At 41.7% G+C, this 18895-nt stretch carries 16 protein-coding genes; 8 read left to right on the top strand and 8 right to left on the bottom strand.

Features of this window, described 5'->3' with window-relative positions; translation table 11 throughout:
• Window positions 1-3: 3 nt before the first annotated feature.
• The 5 genes from BC659_RS16715 to BC659_RS16695 all read right to left on the bottom strand — a co-directional run bounded on the left by BC659_RS16715 (window position 4) and on the right by BC659_RS16695 (window position 5476).
• Window positions 4-453, bottom strand: coding sequence for a hypothetical protein (locus BC659_RS16715; protein WP_133475881.1), 450 nt, complete (start codon window positions 451-453; stop codon window positions 4-6).
• Between the two features lie 206 nt (window positions 454-659).
• Window positions 660-2627: a tetratricopeptide repeat-containing sensor histidine kinase gene (locus BC659_RS16710; protein ID WP_133475880.1), complete on the bottom strand. Its 1968-nt coding sequence runs from the start codon at window positions 2625-2627 to the stop codon at window positions 660-662.
• Window positions 2628-2716: 89 nt separating this feature from the next.
• Complete coding sequence (locus tag BC659_RS16705; protein WP_133475879.1) at window positions 2717-3448, bottom strand: LytR/AlgR family response regulator transcription factor; 732 nt, start codon at window positions 3446-3448, stop codon at window positions 2717-2719.
• Between the two features lie 267 nt (window positions 3449-3715).
• Window positions 3716-4402: a hypothetical protein gene (locus tag BC659_RS16700; RefSeq protein ID WP_133475878.1), complete on the bottom strand. Its 687-nt coding sequence runs from the start codon at window positions 4400-4402 to the stop codon at window positions 3716-3718.
• A 39-nt stretch (window positions 4403-4441) separates the two neighbouring features.
• Window positions 4442-5476 (bottom strand): toxin-antitoxin system YwqK family antitoxin, encoded by a 1035-nt coding sequence (locus BC659_RS16695; RefSeq protein WP_133475877.1) that lies wholly within the window; start codon window positions 5474-5476, stop codon window positions 4442-4444.
• Between the two features lie 120 nt (window positions 5477-5596).
• Between BC659_RS16695 and BC659_RS16690 the strand changes: the two genes are divergently transcribed.
• The 5 genes from BC659_RS16690 (at window position 5597) to BC659_RS16670 (ending at window position 11048) form a co-directional block, all read left to right on the top strand.
• On the top strand, window positions 5597-6280 hold the full coding sequence (locus BC659_RS16690; RefSeq protein ID WP_133475876.1) for a hypothetical protein: 684 nt from the start codon (window positions 5597-5599) through the stop codon (window positions 6278-6280).
• A 36-nt stretch (window positions 6281-6316) separates the two neighbouring features.
• Window positions 6317-6997, top strand: a complete 681-nt coding sequence (locus BC659_RS16685) for a GNAT family N-acetyltransferase (protein WP_133475875.1) — start codon at window positions 6317-6319, stop codon at window positions 6995-6997.
• 179 nt (window positions 6998-7176) lie between these two features.
• Window positions 7177-8082 (top strand): sugar phosphate isomerase/epimerase family protein, encoded by a 906-nt coding sequence (locus BC659_RS16680; RefSeq protein ID WP_133475874.1) that lies wholly within the window; start codon window positions 7177-7179, stop codon window positions 8080-8082.
• Window positions 8083-8401: 319 nt separating this feature from the next.
• On the top strand, window positions 8402-10573 hold the full coding sequence (locus tag BC659_RS16675; RefSeq protein WP_133475873.1) for a penicillin acylase family protein: 2172 nt from the start codon (window positions 8402-8404) through the stop codon (window positions 10571-10573).
• Between the two features lie 61 nt (window positions 10574-10634).
• Entirely contained in the window at window positions 10635-11048 is a 414-nt protein-coding gene (locus BC659_RS16670; protein WP_133475872.1) for a hypothetical protein, read from the top strand.
• Window positions 11049-11085: 37 nt separating this feature from the next.
• Here the strand turns inward: BC659_RS16670 and BC659_RS16665 are convergent, their stop codons facing one another.
• Window positions 11086-11580 carry an SRPBCC domain-containing protein gene (locus tag BC659_RS16665; protein WP_133475871.1) on the bottom strand — a complete coding sequence of 165 codons (495 nt, stop codon included), beginning with the start codon at window positions 11578-11580 and terminating at the stop codon, window positions 11086-11088.
• A gap of 26 nt (window positions 11581-11606) precedes the next feature.
• Complete coding sequence (locus BC659_RS16660) at window positions 11607-12047, bottom strand: SRPBCC family protein (RefSeq protein ID WP_133475870.1); 441 nt, start codon at window positions 12045-12047, stop codon at window positions 11607-11609.
• 120 nt (window positions 12048-12167) lie between these two features.
• Between BC659_RS16660 and BC659_RS16655 the strand changes: the two genes are divergently transcribed.
• The 3 genes from BC659_RS16655 (at window position 12168) to BC659_RS16645 (ending at window position 15038) form a co-directional block, all read left to right on the top strand.
• Complete coding sequence (locus BC659_RS16655) at window positions 12168-13148, top strand: GlxA family transcriptional regulator (protein ID WP_133475869.1); 981 nt, start codon at window positions 12168-12170, stop codon at window positions 13146-13148.
• A 79-nt stretch (window positions 13149-13227) separates the two neighbouring features.
• Window positions 13228-13983 (top strand): DUF2490 domain-containing protein, encoded by a 756-nt coding sequence (locus BC659_RS16650; protein ID WP_133475868.1) that lies wholly within the window; start codon window positions 13228-13230, stop codon window positions 13981-13983.
• A 161-nt stretch (window positions 13984-14144) separates the two neighbouring features.
• Complete coding sequence (locus BC659_RS16645) at window positions 14145-15038, top strand: alpha/beta fold hydrolase (protein ID WP_133475867.1); 894 nt, start codon at window positions 14145-14147, stop codon at window positions 15036-15038.
• A gap of 84 nt (window positions 15039-15122) precedes the next feature.
• On the opposite strand, the gene BC659_RS16640 is transcribed toward BC659_RS16645, so the two are convergent.
• Window positions 15123-18329, bottom strand: a complete 3207-nt coding sequence (locus BC659_RS16640) for a S41 family peptidase (RefSeq protein ID WP_133475866.1) — start codon at window positions 18327-18329, stop codon at window positions 15123-15125.
• Window positions 18330-18895: the final 566 nt, after the last annotated feature.

Genomic DNA, 18895 nt, shown 5'->3' with positions numbered 1-18895 from the left:
TAATTAGTTCTGTGTAATGGTGAGTTGCTGAAAGAAATAGGCTTCCATATTTACAATAGGCGAATGCAACGGCTTCACCACCAGTTCTGTAATCATTGGGTTGATACAGCTTGTTCCAGCTACTTCACCAGGCTGAACTGTAAGGACTGAGTTTTCTTCTTTGATGCTTCTTGGTACAGGTTCTCCCGTAAACTGTATTTCGCCTTTCCAGCTTACCTGTGCTGCTCCTGCATTGCTGTTCACAAAACGCAGGTAGATCACCTGATCTTCCCCACAGGTGGCTATACGGTAATAGGCTTTTACACCCGTTTTTTCAACAGCAAGAATCCACTCATCGGTTGAAACAATAAATCCGGTTTTAGGAAAAAAAGGAGCAGAAATGAGTTTGGGGCTCCATGACATTAGTGCAAAGCACAATAATGCGCCTGCCAGACGTGTACAGTTAGTTTGCATCGCAGTTAGTTTAGTATAGGATTTCACATGTACAGTATTTAACCTGTACATACCAGGATATTGAATCGATAGAATTAATAAGCTTATGCTCAGTTAGAGACAGTTAACCACAATAATTCCAGTAGAAAATTAATTATGCTTTTGCATCCTTAACAGGCAAATGGTACCAAATGCAACAAAATGGGTATGAAAGACAATCTCAGAAATCAGGCTTTGAGCCTATGCTGCGGAATCCGGAAAATAAAACAGGTTCCCTGGTTTACCTCACAACTAACCGTTCCCTTTAACTGACGGGTTAATTCACGGATGATTCTGAAACCCAGTGAGGCTGAATCATGGTTCTCGAAAGGTATGGACAGGCCTATACCGTTATCAGCTACCTGAATAGTCAGTACCCCATCGGCTTCGGTTGAACAGGATATATGGATCACCCCTTGTTCCCTTCCTTCAAAAGCATATTTAAGTGCGTTGGTAATCACTTCATTTAGTATTAACCCAAGGGGTACAGATCGTTCAATATCAAATTCCAGTTGTTCAGTAGCAGCTGTACAAATGAGCTCAATATTGCCTTTGTTATATAACTGGCGCAGATCCTGATACAGTTCCTTCACATAGGAGGTAAATGATATCGTACTTAAATCATCAAAAGCATAAAGGTTCTGGTGTATCAGTGAAATGGCTTTTACCCTTTTCTGGCTGGCCATCAATGCATCTACTGCTTTCTGATCTGAAATACTTGCCGCCTGCAGATTCAACAAACTTGATACTACCTGTAAGTTGTTTTTTACACGATGGTGTATCTCTCTCAAGAGTATATCTTTTTCAGCCGACTGTTTTTCAATCAATTGTTTCTGCGTCTCTAATACCAGGTTCTTCTGTTTGATTTTCCGGTTGGCCAGTACAATAATCAATGCCGCCAATAGTAATATACAGGCCACACCTGCTGCCAGCAGGCTGTTATTTCGCAAGCGGGTATTCGATGATTTTAATTGTTCATTTTCTTTTGCCTGCAGGGTTTGTTTCATGCGGCTTTCTGCATTGGCAATGGTTCTTTCTTTGTTCTCATTAAAAATGCTGTCGTTCCAGAGTTTATAGGCTTTATAATACAGGAGTGCGCTATCTTTCTGCCCTTTTTTCTCTGCAGTTTCCGACAGTACTTTATAGGCATTACGCAGAAATATCTTCGACTTGTACAGACCAGCCAGGTATAAGAGCGTTCGCCCTCTTTCAATCGCTTTGGTATACTGGCCACTCTCTACATACAGGTTCGACAGGGCCGATAGTACAATCAGTTTATTGTCTTTGGTTTTCAAACTGTCCAGTATATAATAGGCTTCCAGCAGGTATTGTTCTGCTTCTTTGTAGGCTTTCAACCGGGTAAGCATTTCGCCGATATCTGTTGCACAGGTAGCATATACATAGCCCTTTCTTTTCACTTTATTCAGGTAACCAATTGATGCTTCAGTTTCCAGCATGGCTGAGTCTGGCCGGTTAGCCATCATGTATTCTTTGGCCATATTGGAATGAATCATTCCGGCATATTGCCAGTTCTCGCGGGGCAATACTTCCCGTAACGCTTTTTCATAAAAAGGTCTTGTGAAACTAATAGGTCTTCCTGCATCAGAATACGCTTCTGCCATACAATTGGCTGTAAAAGCTATCATTTCAGAACTCCTGCTTTCTTCTGCAGCTTTTTCTGCTTCCAGAAAAAAAGCAATCGCCTTGTCATAATCGCCCTTATCCTGATGCATCCCTCCAATAAGGTTCAGGATAGCCGATTCGTAATATTTGTTTTTCCCTTTTTTGGCATACTGTATACCCAGTTCATACATCTGTAAACAACCTTCTATATCCTGGTTTACTACTTTTACAAAGCCTTTCACGCGATAAGCTTCTGCCAGCCTTACATACTCTTTTGAGGGAGAGGAAATCAGCAGCATACTGTCTGCCAGTTCAACTGCCTTCTGTTGATTAGAAAAGCGCATTTCCCAGGCTAGTATTCCATACAACCTGCTACGTACACTATCACTTTGGGTTGCGTTGATTTGTCTGCGAACCAGATTGGTGTCCACATAATTGTACTGCGCCGTTAATTCAAGACCCAATACAGCACAGCAGAGTAGTGTGCATACAAAAATTCTGCCCCGTTTCAGTATTGTAATACCATGCATCATGTAATCCTGTAAATATGCTGTAAATAAGGGATGCGGGCAAAAATTAGGTACCAACTACTGTATTTTGGGTACCATAATAATCATAGAGCCTATAATATCCTTTTCATACAGGCAAAAAAATCGTCTTTGTACAGACGGCTCAGGGGTATTTCCTTTCCGTTAATGGTAATATCTGTATGTGAAAAGGCCTCCACTTTATCAAGGTTAATCACATAGGATTTGTGAACCTGAATAAATTTTGCAGCGGGCACCTGCTGTTGAAAATCCCTGAAATTGGAACGGATAATATGTTTCCCCTTGGGCGAAATGATATAGAGGTAATTGTGTTCGGATTCTATCCAGCAAATATCATCAATATCAACCCTTACAAAGTTTTTATCGTTCTTAATAAACAATGCATCCTTACAAACAAGAGCGGCTTCTTGCTGATGATGATTTGACTGTTTTCCCGAGAAATTACTCAATGCCACTTCTATGGCTGTATACAGATCATTTTCATCAAAGGGTTTCAGTAAATAACCACTGGGTTTCGTTACGATGGCCTGATCAACGGTTGTTTTATCTGAATGAGAAGTGATATAGATAAAGGGTAACTTATACTGTTGCTGGATACGTTGCGAAAGATCAATACCTGTTTTGGTATCATTTAAATTGATATCTAATAAAACAAGATCCGGCTTTGTTGTATCAAGCAGTTGTAGGGCTTCGTCATAATTATTCACATTGGGTAGCACTTCATAACCAATATGGGTGAGCATACGCTCCATATCCATCGCCACAAGCGATTCATCCTCAACTATGAGTATGCGGCAGGGTTGCATCAGTCAGGTTAGTTTGGTATTAGCATGTACAATTTATACAATTAGTAAGTAATCGTATGATTATCTGAGAGATATAATTGATTTTTAAGGTGTGCGGGTATTGAACAGAAAAATATTGAATGTTGAATATTGAATGTTGAAGTTGGTCATACATGCCGGCTGAATTGTAGTAAACGCTAGTGCTTATAATGAGCGGTATGGGCTATGTCTACGCTCTTTTAGTAAAAGAACACCCGGTTCCATAAATATGATTGAAAAGAATAAAGGTTACTCCGCCGCCTTAAATATGGCTTTGGCGCCTTCTTTCTGTTGCTCTGTAATGCCGATAAACCCATACTTTCTTTCCAGGTCATTGTACATGGCAACAGCTTTGCGTATACGTTCGAAATTGGTTTCCGGAATTTTTACAATCTCCAGGGCCTCTTTCTGTTTCCACACTTCTGCTTCAATCAGCATATCGGCCTGTTTGCCATTTACTTCCAGCTTATCCATCAATGTTCTGCGGAATTTATTCCTGAACAATAACTGTAACTGAGGTTTGGCAATGGTATCGTAGGTTTTATTTGCTGTTACCGTAATCAGCGCACAGGGTTCACTCAAACTTTGTTTTCTTCTGTCGGTAAGTGTTTTAAACTGGTCGCCAGACAAACCCAATGCTTTGTATTTCTTTATCACCGCTTCTTCTACCTCACCATCGGTAGCAAACGTATCGCTTGCATTGGCCTGTATTTTTATTTTGGTAAGTCTTGCCCAGTTGTTGATCTGTCCGATTTTATCGGCATTGGCTTCCGATATTTTCAGTTGTTTGATGAGAAATGGTTTTTCGCAATAACCAAAAAGTTCTGCCTGCTGTTCGGGGCTCCATGCAGTTTCATTGGTTTGCGCAGACAGTGTTTGTACAGTCATCCATAAAACGGATGCGATAGTAAACTTATAAAAGGTTGACTTAAACATACTTTATGTTTTATTGAACAAAGGTATTTATTCAGCAGGCTAATAACGGGCTCCTAATGTTAAAGATTGTCTGTGCGTATAAGGTATGACCCTGTTGTTGTGACGGGCAGGAATCCATTTTTTCGATTTTCGAAAAATACTCAACACATCAGCATCAAGGCTCTGGTTATACGTATTATCAAGCATTATTTCTACCGGGTCTCCTGTTGTTGTTACGGTAAAATGAGCAATATAAGATGCAGGCTTTTCAAGGTTACCATGTTTTTGCATTACCCCACCCATAATATTTGTTAAATAGTTCGTCCATGCAGTGATTCCTTTGGGATATTCAGGCATACTATTCTCTATTTTACAACCCGGCTGTTCTATGCCATTTGTGTCATAACAGATGGCACTTGTATACTTAATGGTTGAATCGTAATAAGCAAATTCAAAAGGATCTTCCTTAATGCTTGCGGTAAGTCCATTCCATGCATCATCTATTGATGGGTATTGCAAAACAGCAGCGCGCTGCCCATTGGAGTGATAATAAAACCAGTTACCGGTTTTCCTTAATCCCTGTGCAAGCTTACCCTTAAAAGAAATTGTTCCGTCGGGAAAAAAACCAACAACAAGTCCCGTACCGGTACCCATGGTGTCTAACTGCATTTCTGTTCTCGGACTTCCGTCCGGATACCAACTCACACAAATGCCGTAAGGCATATCTTTTTTAAAACGGAATGAGTCGCTTAAAAATCCATTCGGGTAAACAAGAAAATCAAGCCCGGTTTTTTCATTGGCTTCATAGTATTTTATACCGCTGACAGATCCGTTTCCAAAAAAAGATTCAAACACACCCTGCCTGATGGTACATAAGGAGTCTTTATAAAAACCATGTTTCAGCAATTTTTCCGATACAATTGAATAGTCTACCCGATACCATCCTTTCTCTGTTTTTTCCAGTTCACTAAAATAAATGGCTTTAGCTGGTTCACAAGGCTCCCATCTTCCATTGTAATAAATACTGGTTTTTTGTGCGAATGATCCCTTTACACAAAGACAAAACAGCACGAAAATGCTCAGGTTTAATTTCATTTACCCATATATTATATATCTAATATACAGTTTCTGTTTTTATCTCCACTTTACAAACGGTAGTGAAATAGTTTTGCCTATTTGTAACTTGCAGGCCATTATTCGTCTTAACCCTGCCATATGAAGAAATCGATTCTTTTTTTTGTTGTATTTGTACTGATAGCCCTTACGGGTATTTTCTATGGTAACAGCATCAGTAACCAGTTTACCCATCTCCGTATATGGAATTATGAAAATATTGCCCTTTTACTGGTAGGGCTACCCTTTCTTTTCCTGCAACAAAAAGCGGGTTTACCTGATGTCTGTAATAAAGACCTTACATTCAGACAGCAATTCTTAACACCTTTCGGTATTGGTATACTGTTTGGATTGGCTGATCTGGTGGTGATTGAATTCTTTTTAACACATACCACCCATACCAGTATGCCTCCTTATACGCAACCTTTCCCTTATTCAATTTTTTTATATAGTTCAGGCGCTTTTGAAATTGAAATTTTTTACCGGCTCATTCCCATTACACTCATTTTATTCATTTTCAGTAAAATTAAAAACGGAGCCTACCAGTCTCAGGCTTTTGTTGTTATTGCCGTTCTCAGTTCACTCAGAGAGCCCATTGAACAGTTTCCCCATGGTTCGCCCTGGTGGTTTATTATCTATGCATGCACCACAGGTTTCGGTATGAATTTTCTACAGGCCGTTTATTACAAAAGAAACGGATGGGCATCATCGGTATATATGAGACTCGGGCATTACCTGATCTGGCATATTCTCAATGGTATTTATATTCAATATGTTGTTTTATAAGATCTACTATATAAAACAAGTTCCAATTCCTTATCTATGATTCATCTTTTACATAATCCTGTATGGGCTGCACTATCTACACATCAGTCGTACATGAACCAGGGAGATGAAACACTGAAATATTTCCCCGCTGATATTTGTCCCTTTGTAGGTCTGGAAAACTGGGGTGAAGAGGATCTCCGTACGCTCAGCACTTCACTTCCCTCAGACAGAACCTTTTCCATGCCCCTGTCTAAAGAAGTGGTTTTACCCGATGATTTTCAGGTTGTTTTTGCCATTCCGCTTTATCAAATGATCTGTCAGCATTTTCAGCCATTTGAAAACAGGGCCATTGCCATGGTACCGCTTACAGAAGTTCATGTACCACAAATGCTTAGGCTTACGGAACAAACCAAACCGGGTCCTTTCTACCAGCGCACCATTGCGTTTGGTAATTATCACGGCATTTTTGATGCCGACAAACTTGTTTCGATGGCTGGTCAGCGCCTGCAAACGCATACACATACTGAAGTGAGTGCCATCTGTACAGATCCCCTATACCTCGGAAAGTCTTATGCCAAAGCACTCACTTCACATCTCTGTTCACTGATTACAAGTGCGGGAAAAACACCTTTTCTGCATGTGAGGCAGGACAATGCTGCGGCGATTGGACTCTATCAGAAATTAGGGTTTGAAATCAGTACTGAGATTTTCTTTACTGTTTTCCGAAAAAAATAATCACCCTTCCTTTCTCCCTGCAAGATTAGCCTTGTAATAGCGACAGCCTGCATATCAAACGGTTTTTCGCAGGGAGAAAGAAAGAAGGGAAAAAGTATTTTCCAATATTCCATCACCGGACCTCAGTCCGGTGAACAATCAAATACAGATGTGTTATATTTATTCCACAATTGCAAGCCATGAATTCATCCAGAAGATCTTTTTTAAGAAACAGTAGTCTTGCCATAGCCGCTACTGCATTATTACCGCGTGATGTATTTGCAGAAAGCCATGCCAAAATGCTTACCGGTGTTCAGTTATACTCTGTTCGTGCAGCCATGGGTAAGGACCCGTTGGGTACTTTACAGGCACTGGCAGCCATGGGGTATAAATATGTAGAGCATGCCAATTATGTAAACCGAAAATTCTACGGTTATACCGCCAAAGAGTTTAAAAAAATACTCAAAGATCTCGGACTGCAAATGCCCAGCGGACATACCGTTATGGGTAAAGCGCATTGGGATGCCGATAAAAAACAATTCACCGATCTCTGGAAATACACCATTGAAGACGCCGCAGAAATGGGTCAGGAACTGGTGATCAGCCCCTGGCTGGATGCTGACCTGCGCAAAACCTATGATGAAATGCTGGCCTATATGGAAGTATTCAATAAAAGCGGCGAACTGTGTAAAGCAGCCGGCATGCGCTTCGGTTATCATAACCACGACTTTGAATTTACGGCCACCCTCAACGGACAAAAAGTGTATGATATCATCTTAAAAAATACCGACCCCAATCTGGTTGTACAGCAGCTGGATATGGGTAACCTTTATCATACCGGTGTGAATGCACTTGAAATTGTAAATACCTATCCCGGCCGTTTTGTTTCAGTACATGTAAAAGACGAAACCAGAACAGCCGATGGCAAATCATTTGAAAGCACCATACTCGGCAAAGGGGTAGCCAATACCAAAGCCATTACCGATCTCTGTAAAACAAAAGGTGGCACTGTACACTTTATCATTGAACAGGAAGCTTATCAGGGTATTGATCCGATTGAATGTGTAAAACAGGATCTGGCTGTGATGAAGCAGTGGGGGTATTAGAGGGGCGATGAGCCTTGGACTGTGAGCTATGAGCTATGAACTTTTTTCTGCACCGGACTGAAGTCCACGCAGGGTTATTAGGAAAACAACCGCTGGTTGAATCATAATATTTAGAAATACTAATCTTTGCACCGGACTTCAGTCCGGTGTAAAAAAAGAGTCTGTTACATGCTTACCTAATTAAGAAAGGTGTCGATTGTTAAACATCACCCTGCGTAACCTCTGCGTTCTCCTGTTCTCTGCGGTAAAAGTGATTTCGCAAGCCTGCAGTATTCATCACAAAGCTTTTCTATATTTGGTATTCCTCAAAACCAATACCATGCGATTACTGCTTTGCTGTTTGCTGTTATCTTCTTTTGCTGTTGCCCAATCTTTTTCCCCCGCTGACATTCAACGTTGGGAAGCGCAGGCAAAAAAGATTACGATTATCAAAGACAAATGGGGCATTCCGCATATCTATGGCAAAACCGATGCAGATGCGGTATTTGGTTTACTCTATGCTCAATGCGAAGAAAATTTTAGTCGTGTTGAAAGAAATTACCTGGAAGTATTGGGCCGTCAGGCAGAAGCTGATGGTGAGCGCATGTTATATACAGACTTACAAATGCGCCTGATTGTTGACAGTGCTGCCGCCATTAAAGATTATAACAATAGTCCTGTATGGTTTCAGCAACTACTCAATGCTTTTGCAGACGGTATCAACTATTATCTCTATAAACATCCGGAAACAAAACCCAAAGTACTTACCCGCTTTGAACCCTGGTTTCACCTCATGTTTACCGATGGCAGTGTATCGGCTACCAGAACGGGTGGTATTGCATTGGAAGAGGTAAGGAGTTTTTACAGTGGCAATAAAAATGCAACCGCTTTTCGACCTGCTGTTAACAAAGATGTTGAACTCAGCGGCTCCAATGGTTTTGCCATAGCACCCAAACTTACGGCCAATGGTAATGCCATTCTATACATCAATCCGCACGTGCCTTTTTATTTCAGACCAGAAATGCATATGGTAAGTGAAGAGGGACTGAATGCTTACGGAGCAGTTACCTGGGGACAGATGTTTGTGTACCAGGGTTTCAATGAACATTGTGGATGGATGCACACAACAGGCTATGCAGATGTAGCCGATCTGTATGAAGAAAAAGTGAGGCAGGTAAGCGATACCTGGGTGTATGAGTATGAAAAGGAAATGAAAAAAGTAAACACCAAACCCATCACCGTTAGTTACCTGAAAGATGGCAAGCAGGTGCCCGTTTCTTTCACCGGTTATTACACCCACCACGGCCCCATCATGGGCAACCGTAATGGTAAATGGTTGGCCCTAAAAGAATTCAATCGTTCGTTAAGCGCCTTGATACAATCATGGGTAAGTACCAAAGCCAATAACCTGAATGAGTTTACGGAAGCCATGCGCTTACTTTCCAACACCACCAATAATACTGTGTATGCCGACGATAAAGGCAATATTGCTTACTGGCATGGTGATTTTGTTCCCAAACGCAACCCCGCTTACGATTATACCCGACCTGTTGATGGCAGTATTAAAGCCACTGAATGGCAGGGTGCACATAAACTGGAAGAAATTGTGCAGGTACACAACCCTTCTGTGGGTTGGATACAGAACTGTAACTCCACTCCATTCACCGCTTCGGGTAAAGACAGTCCCGATAAAAACAAATTCCCTTCTTATATGGCTCCCGACGGACAAAATGCCCGAGGCATTAATGCGGCACGTTTGCTGGAGAAAGCCAATAACCTGACCCTGGATAAAGTCATTGCATTGGGTTATAACCGTTATCTCGCTGCTTTTGATTTTCTGGTTCCTGCACTGCTGAGAGATTATGACAGTTACAATGGCCCGCTGAAAAATGAACTGAAGGAAGCCGTTGACCTGATCCGTAACTGGGACAGAACTTCTTCTCTCTCTTCTGTAGCTACCACTGTTGCGCTTGACTGGGCCAATCAGCTGGGTCAATATATACCACGTGCTGAAACCATGGAAGAAGGTACCAACTCAGTAAAGCGTTTTGAAGATATGGCCGCAACAACACCAACACAGAAAATGGAGTCATTGAAAAAAGTATTGGATGAACTTACCAAAACCTATGGCAACTGGCGCCAGCCCTGGGGCGATATCAACCGTTACCAGCGTGTGGCGGAAGGACAAAGATTTGATGATGCCAAACCCAGCATTGCCGTTCCACTGGCTTCCTCCCGCTGGGGCTCGCTGCCTGCTTTTGAAAGCAGATCAGGCAATGGCTACAACAAACGTTATGGCTATTCCGGAAATAGTTTTCTGGCAGCCGTTGAATTTGGTAAAAAACTGAAAGCCAAAACCATTCTTACCGGCGGACAAAGCACCGATCCCAATTCACCCAATTTTACCGATCAGGCAGAAGGGTATGTGAATGGGAAATTCAAAGAAATTTTCTTTTATAAGGAAGATGTGGAGAAGCATAAAGTAAGAACCTATCACCCAGGGGAGAGGTAAACAGAGAAATAAAGCCTGCCCTGAGCGTAGTCGAAGGGAAACAAGGAATAAGAAATAACGAATGAGAAAGATTTTTTTAGTGGTTATTATAACATGCCTGGGATGGTTGGCTGCTGCGGGACAGTCTGCTGTTTATGTTTGTGAGAAAACAGGCAAGTGGAATGCAGTACATGATGATGGTAATGCCCCACGCATGACGATGAAAGAAGTAGAAAAAGAGGCTCTGAAAGGTTGTATAGAAAGAGGTGGTGAGGATTGCCGGTTGTTCTTCAGTAGCAAAACGAAAGGACGGTATGCTTTTTTTACCGGAGGTGAGAAAGGTAAATATGTATTCGCAATAGGAACTTCACAGCTATCTGAAAAAGACGCTTATAAAAAGGCAACGAATAACTATTTGCAGAAAGGAGGTATTATACGTCCTGGTTGTGAATATTACAGCTGGTATTGTTCAAAAGATGCTATGGTAAAAGAATAAAGAAAGCATCATTTACTGATTGTACAATCAGCCTGTATTACTTATCGGGCAAACCCCATTTCTTTACCAGTTCTTCATTGAGTCCTCCTTCTTTGGCATTGGGTCTGCCTTTTCCTGTTGTGATGAGTGCATGCAGACTGCCTTGTATATAACTAGTCCATGCATCGTTGCAAACCGGATAACATTCGTATTCGGGCACAAGGCCCTCATGTGTAAAAATGATTTTTGTTTTTCCGTCTTCTGAAATGATATCAAAAATCAAACGTGTATTTACCCATTCTGTTTTATCCTTTGTAAAACTGAACTGGTTATCGAGTACCAGATACACCAGTTTTGCATCGGGTTTCATTTCTATCAGTTGCAGCTTACAGAGATGAACGTCTTTGTAATGATAAAAGAAGGTTTCACCTAACTTATCTGTTGTACCCTGAATTTCTTCGGACCACCAGGCGCGAAAATTTTTGATAGCAGTAAAAGCAACCGTTGCGGTTTCGTTCACCAGTATTGTGGATGTATAATAATTTGTGTGCATGGCTGTTTGATGGTTTACTAAAATATTCAGGCCTGTGGGGGATTCAGCAGGGGCAATAGCTTTCCCTGTAAGTACTGGGCCCATGCCGGCGTACAATTATCATAACATTCCACTTCCGGTGTAAGCCCTTCATGCGTAAAACGTACCATGGTACGATCGCCTTCACGTGAAATATCAAATACGAGCCGGCTGCCTGTCCATTCATCCTGCTTTTCTAAAAAACTGAGCCGGCTGTCTGTCACCAGCCAAACAATCTTCACACCTGGTACCAGTTCTGTCAATTGCTGCCGCGAATAATGAGCACCATCACCAGCGGTAAAACTGAATACATCATTGAGTGCTTTTGTTTCTCCTTCAAAATGTTCATTAAAATAGCCCGACCACCAGGCTGGCACATCAAGAATTACCTGAAAAGCTTGTTCCGGTGTGAGTGAAGAACCAATCGTTCTTGTAAAATGGGTATTCATTCTTTTTATAATATACCTGCAAACCTATTGTCTAAATCGCATCTTTTGACTGTGTTAAATAGACAATTTAAGGGGGCTTTTTAGACATGTTTACTGTTTATCTTTATGAAAAGCCGGCTTATGAAACATATATCGATCCTGGTACCAGAGGGACAAAATAACCTGAGCAGTATTGTGGGGGCTTATAAGATTTTACAACGTGCCAACACTTACTGGAAGGATCATTGCAAAAAAGCCTCTTATGAAATTGAACTGGTAGGGCTGTCTGAAAAAATAGATTTTCACAATGGCTTATTCAGTGTTCAGCCACATAAGCGGGTAACTGATATCTGCCATACCGATCTGATTATTATTCCTTCTTTGAACCATAACTATCAGGATGCTATTCAGCACAATGGGCCCATCATCGAATGGATAGAAACGCAATACAAACAGGGTGCAGAATTGGCCAGTATCTGTACCGGTGCGTTTTTATTGGCAGCTTCCGGCTTGCTGAAAGGACGTGTTTGCTCTACGCACTGGGCTTTTGCAGAACAGTTCAGCACCCTCTTCCCCGATGTGCATTTGCAAACCGATCGTTTGATTACGGATGAGAATGGTATTTATACCAATGGCGGTGCCTATTCATTCCTAAACCTGATATTATACCTGGTTGAAAAATATTTCGACAGAGCTACTGCCATCTTCTGCTCAAAGGTTTTCCAGATTGAAATCGACCGGCAAAGCCAGTCTGGTTTTATCATTTTCTCCGGACAGAAAAAACATGACGACGATATCATCAAACAGGCGCAGTTGTATATTGAGGAAGCGGTACATGAGAAAATTTCGATAGAAGCATTATCCGCCCGCTTTGCAGTTGGGCGGCGTAATTTCGACCGCCGTTTTATCAAAGCCACTGGTAACACACCACTTGAATATGCTCAAAGGGTGAAAGTAGAAGCGGCCAAGAAAGCACTGGAAACCACCCGCAAAACCATCCATGAAATTATGTATGAAGTGGGCTATGCCGATGTAAAAGCTTTCAGGGATGTATTCAAAAAAATAACGGGTATGTCGCCATTATCTTATAAGCATAAATTTAATACGCGGGTGCAGGTATAAAAGAATCTGCTGTTTTATACCTTTGTAATACCCTGAGTGATGTATAACGGTTAGCAAACCATTTAATATACAGCACCCCATGCCCAAAATCAGCTACCTTCTCTTTTTTCTTTTAGCAATCACGACAGCAACTGCACAGGATAAAAATATCAACAACACCACACAGTTCTGGTCTGAGATTGATCTGGCAGGTAAGTTCAGTAAAAAATTAAAATGGCAGTGCGACTTTCAGTATTCCAGACAGAGTCCCTATGAAAAACCGGATTTTTTGGAATATGGTGAGCAACTTACCATCAGACCCTGGATTCATTATTATCCGCGTCCAACCATTAAACTATCTGCTTTTGCCGGACTTTGGTATAATTATTTTATCGGCGACAATATCAACCAGCGACAATACCCCGAATACCGCACCGCCTTACAGGTACAACTCTTTAAAGTATTAGATAAAAACACAATCTCGTTTCGTTTCAGAACCGAGTTAAGGGAGATCAAAGACAAGCAGCAACATTTTGAAACCGTGTTCAGGGAAAGAACGATGTTTAAATTTCAGCGGCTCTTAACGCATAACAGTTACGATAAAAACAGTACCTACTTTATTGCACAGGATGAATTGTTTATCAATGATGGTAGTATGGTAACCGGTCACCACCTTTTCGATCAGAACCGGATTTTCATTGGTCTGGGGTATAATCTCACCAGCGATATTGCCATTGAAACCGGTTATTTCAACCAGTTTGTGCACCACTCACAGGATGGCCATTACGATTCGAACCATGTATTACAGCTTACTTTGTTTTTTGATAATCTTACCAGGGGGAAGCATGGTAATTGATGCTTTTCAGGAAAGTTCCTGAAAAACTTAACCTGTATAGCATCCCGGGGTTCGTGTAAGTTGCTCTTGTTGGTCGGCGACCTACAATGGCGAAAGTGCTTATCCAGGCTGGCTGCAAATGTTAAACAAGATGGAGGCTTTACTCAAGCAAAATCACTAAAATGAAAAATAGTATCTTCTTTACTACTTTAGTCATACTGACTTTACTATCATGTACCCATACAAATCAAAATAACATGCAAACATCCTCTGCAAATGGTGATACTTTGTTTTTCCGAAATGGGTATTCCGAAGTGAACGGACTAAAAATGTACTATGAAATGTATGGGAAGGGCAAGCCTCTTGTTTTGATACATGGTGGTGGCTCTACCATTCAGACAAGTTTTGAAAAAATTATTCCATTATTGGCTAAAAACAGACAGGTTATTGCGGTTGAGCTGCAGGCACATGGGCGCACAGAAGATCGTAATAGCGACCTTAGTTTTGAACAGGATGCCGATGATGTTGCCGTACTTCTTTCAAACTTACAAATAGTGAAAGCTGATTTCCTTGGATTTAGTAATGGCGGAACAACAGCATTACAAATAGCTATCCGACATCCTGAAAAAGTTAACAAGCTTATTTTAGGTTCTGCTCTTGCCAAACGTAGCGGCGTACCTGAGTGGTTTTGGGATTTTATGAAAAATGCTTCACTGGATAATATGCCCCCTCTTCTTAAGGTTGGGTATAAAAAAGTTGCCACAGACACAAATGGTTTACAGGTTATGCACGACCGGGATGCAAAGCGAATGGTAAACTTTACAGACATTCCTGACGAACTGATAAAAGCTGTGAAAGCACATACATTAATTATAATTGGCGATAAAGATATTATCACACCCGAACACGCCATTCTTCTTCATAGGTTAATTACAAACTCCTCGTTAGCCATTATCCCGGGTGGTCATGGCGCATATATAGGTGAGATTACAACTATTGGATCAGATTTTAAAGAAAGTGATCTTGCTACTCCCATGATTGAAAAGTTCCTGGACTCTGCCATCTCGGGAGACTAAACATGATCATGTGTAACATAAAAAGGGAGGCTACCGGTTTCGGAAGCCTCCCTTTCTTATTTCTTATTTACTGTTTCCTGTTCCTTATTTATTAATCTCTTTCAGCAGTTCATTCACAGCAGCTTCCAGTTGCTGGTCTCTTCCTTTGATTACGATATCGTATTCGTTCATGAGTTTGATATCGGGTTCGGTCTGGTAGTTCTCCAGGTACTGGTTCTTCATTCCTTTTACACCCAGTGGTGGAACGCCCCAACGAATGCTGTTATCCTGTAATGATTCCCAGCCTGCAAAAGTACAGGTACCAGGTACCGGCATACCCACCAGTTTACCCAGCCCCAGTTCCTTATAGGCATACGCATAACAATGACCATCGCTGTAGTTCGCTTCATTGGCAATGGAAATGCTGGGTTTGGTCCAACGGAAATTGGGTTCAAAACCATTACTGCGGGTATCGGTGGTATAGTCCATGAATTTTTTACCACTCAGGAACATGGCCAGGTCTGCTACCAGATCGCCACCACCATTAAAGCGGGTATCTACTACAATACCTTTTCTGTTTACATATTTACCCATGATTTCTTCATAGGTAGTTCTGTAGGCACCATCGTTCATACCGGGTATATGTACATAACCCAGCTGACCATTACTCAGGCGATCTACTTCGTCCTGGTTTTTCTTGATCCATCTTTTGTACAAGAGACCATTTTCTTCACCGGTTGAAATCGGTTTTACAATGATCTCACGTTTGGTGGCACCATCAGTTACCAGCAATAAAGTGTTTTTACCCGCTTTTCTGTTAAGGTATTGCGGAAGATCGGTATCGGCACCAATGGTTTCGCCATCAATGGCTTCAATAATCATTCCTGCTTTTATGTTGAGGCCTGCTTTATCGAGCGGACCATCTTTAATCACTTCTTCAATTTTATACCCTACGCCTTTGTAATTCTGATCGTAGAATGCACCCAGTGCAGCCGTAGCATCGCCACCGGGATTGAATGAACCATATGATGCACCACTATGGCTCACACTTAATTCACCCAGCATTTCGCTCAGCATTTCTGCAAACTCATAGTTGTTACCGATGTGTGGCAGGTGACGCTCATAGTCTGGTTTATAGCTGTCCCAGTTTACACCATGCATGGTTTTGGTATAAAAAGTTTCTTTGGTTCTGCGCCATACATGTTCAAACATAAACTGGCGTTCTGCAGCCACATCCAGGGTCATTTCTCCACCAATACTTACCATTTCTCTTCTGCCGCTGTTCGGATCAATTTTAGAAATACCACCACCAGCTGAGAGGAATATGTTTTTCTGCTCCTTATCCCATACCATACTTCCGCCACCGGCATTTAAAGGCACCAGCATTTTTGTTTCACGTGTACGCAGGTTGGTGGTCCATAAATTGGTACCTCTTTCAAAACGGGTAAGGTAATACAGGTTCTCACCATCTTTACTCACCAATGCATCACTCATTTGTGATGAGTGTATGGTGAGTTTGGTTTTACGCGTGGTCATGCCTTCCCAGTCAAATACCACGCTGTCTTTTTTAGCACTGTTTTTCTTGCTTGTATCTGCTTTGGCTTTATTGTCTTCTATTTCTTTAGCTAAAGCTGCTTCTTCCTTACTCAGTTTAAATTTATCGAAGGCTTCCTGTGTAAAGAACATAGCATATACATCGGCCTGTGCCCCGCCACTCTGTGCTACCGATTTCAGACCATCACGGTTGCTGAACCACATCATGGCTTTACCGCCCATGATCCATTTGGCACGACCATCGTTAAATCCGCTTTCAGTCAGGTTAATCACTTTACCCTTTCCGTCAGCTGATATCAGACCTACTTCACTGGGAGAAATTCCCGGTACTGCATAGTCGAAAAGAAACCATTTACCATCAGGGCTCCATTCAAAATACTGGTCGTTATCGCCCATAGAAAATATTTCCTTATCGGTAAGAATGGTGCGTGATTGTTTACTGGCAATATTGTACACTTTCAGTGTCATCCTGTTTTCTACATAAGCAATCTCTTTACCGTCTGGTGAATAAGATGGCTGATAGTTTTCATTGCTGTTGCTGATCACCGCTGTTTCATTCAGCACAGTTGATGCATAGAAATAAGGCTCTTCGGCTCTTTGCTTTTTGGTTTCAAATATTTTCCAGCTATTCCCTCTTTCAGATGTGTAGAGCAATGTTTTGCCATCGGGAGAAAAACTAACCAGTCTTTCCTGCTCGGGTGTATTGGTAATGCGTTTGGTAATACCACCATCTACACTGCTTACAAATACTTCACCACGATAGATATACGCTACTTCTTTTCCGTTAGGTGAAACAGCCATATCTCTTACACCACCACTTACCGGAACAATTTTGGTGTTGTTGGTTCTTGCATCGGCTACAATGCTTACACTTACTTTCTGTGGACGGCCATTGCCTTTCATGGTATAGAGTTCACCATCGTAACCAAAACAAAGTGTACCATCGTTAGCGAGTGTTAAAAAACGTACCGGGTGCTTTTTAAAGCTGGTTAACTGTTGCGATTTGCCGCCTTCCAGTCCCATTTTATGTACGTTGAAAGAACCGCTTTCTTCACTCAGGTAATAAAACGCTTTATCGCCGTCTGTGAAAACAGGGTTGCGGTCCTCACCATTAAAGCTGGTGATTTTTTTATGGGTCTTAGCATTGTTATCATATACCCAGATATCTCTGGCAATGGAGGATGTATGGTGTTTGCGCCACTGGTTCTCTCCACCTTTTTTATCCTGGTACAACATATACTGACCATTGCTGCTCAGGTTCACCAGTTCTGCGGGGGTAGATAATACCTGCTCTACACGGCCACCATTAATGCCCACTTTATACAATTCGGGCTGTGAGCCGGTAGGGTAAGTGCGGTTGCTGGCAACATCCATACGGGTAGAGCCAAAAATCACCGATTTATTGTCATTGGTAAAACTATATGGGAACTCTGGTGCAGAGTGCCAGGTAATACGTTTGGCTTCACCACCTTCCGCTGGAATCAGTAATACATCGAAATCACCGAAACGGTCACTGGCAAAAGCAATCTGCTTGCCGTCTTTGCTCCATACCGGCATCATATCATTGGCCTCATGAAAGGTAAGCGGTGTAGCCGTACCGCCGCTGCTGGGTACTTTATAAATATCACCTTTATAGGTAAAGGCAATGGTTTTACCATCGGGGGAAATGGCAGAATATCGCATCCAGTTTGGATCGCTTTGTGCATTCAGCTGCATATATGCAGCTATTGAAAGCAGTGCAAGTGATAGTTTTCTCATAACAGTATTTAATGAAGCGGTAATTTAAGGAAGAACAGGCAAGTTTTCCAGAGAGTTTGATGAATGAGTCCAAAAATCGGTCAATGTATACAACAGGGCAGAAAGCCTACTCTTCTTCCCTTCTCCCTGCAAAAGGCTTTCCAATAATCAAGCTTTCCTTGTTCCTAAACTTTTTCGCAGGGAGTAGGGAAGAAAGGAAGGGGCAGGTATTTCAGTAACTGATTTTGCCGTTTGAGTATTCTATTATTCTACCCGGGTATCTTCAATTTTTTTGCAGCGTTATACACTGATAATATTGTACCCGACATCTCTCATATGTCAGTTTTTTAATAAAAAAGCGAGCGGGTATTCTTACCTGCTTTTTTACTTACGTTAATACCTGTTGATTTATAAAAAAGAGACCGTCTCAACAATTTGAGACGGTCTCTTTTTTTCACACCCATCGGGGGCAAGCTGTTTGTCTTTTAAACGATGTACTCATCGCACTTTGATCAGCTGAATGGTTTTTCTGCGGTTACCCTGTACCAGTTCGGCAAAGTAGTTGCCCGCATGATAGTTATGTCCAA

It is taken from the genome of Sediminibacterium goheungense (assembly GCF_004361915.1).
Classification (GTDB): domain Bacteria; phylum Bacteroidota; class Bacteroidia; order Chitinophagales; family Chitinophagaceae; genus Sediminibacterium; species Sediminibacterium goheungense.
This window is presented reverse-complemented; position numbering and strand designations above follow the sequence as displayed.